The 739-nt window shown below is 54.0% G+C and carries 1 protein-coding gene; it reads left to right on the top strand.

What is annotated here, in order from left to right; translation table 11 throughout:
• A partial coding sequence (locus tag JJB97_RS18260; protein WP_238715506.1) for a hemagglutinin repeat-containing protein occupies window positions 1–739 on the top strand: 739 nt, incomplete at both ends.

Here is a 739-nt window from a genome sequence, read left to right as displayed (position 1 = left end):
GACGGCACAGGGCGATATCGGCGTGACGGCAGCCCGCGACGTGAACCTGACCACGGCGACGGAAAGCGACTATCACTACAAAGAAGAGACGAAGACCAAAAAAGGGTTCCTCAAAAAAACCACTACGCACACTATCGACGAAGAGAGCGCGACGTATGAGAAAGGATCGTCACTCAGCGGAAATAACGTCTCTGTCACTGCCGGAAATGACGTGACGGTGAAGGGATCCTCGATCATTGGTGATGGCGATGTTGCCCTGAAAGCGGGTCATGATGTCAATGTCGTGGCTGCGACCGACGAGCAGTCTTCGTATCATCTGAAGGAGAAGAAAAAGAGTGGCCTGATGGGGAGCGGTGGTATTGGATTTACCATCGGAACTAACGCCACCCGCCACCAGGTTAACGAAAATGGAACAACGCAAAGCCAGAGCGTCAGTACCGTCGGCTCCACGGGCGGTAATGTCAGCATTATTGCGGACAGCAAAGCGCATATCAGTGGCGCAGACGTTATCGCTGCCAAAAATTTGAACGTGGTTGCCGGGGAAATTGCTGTTGATCCGGGTAATGACCTGCTTCGCCGCAAAGAAACCTATGAGCAAAAGAAAAGTGGCCTGACGTTGTCCGTCTCGTCTGCCATTACCGATGCGGCAATGGCGGCGAATAACGCCATCAGGCGTGGCAGCGAAGTGAGCGACGAGCGTCTGAAGGCGCTGTATGGCGTAAAAGCCGCGCAGGATATG

It is taken from the genome of Tenebrionibacter intestinalis (genome assembly GCF_016632365.1).
Lineage (GTDB): Bacteria > Pseudomonadota > Gammaproteobacteria > Enterobacterales > Enterobacteriaceae > Tenebrionibacter > Tenebrionibacter intestinalis.
This window is presented reverse-complemented; position numbering and strand designations above follow the sequence as displayed.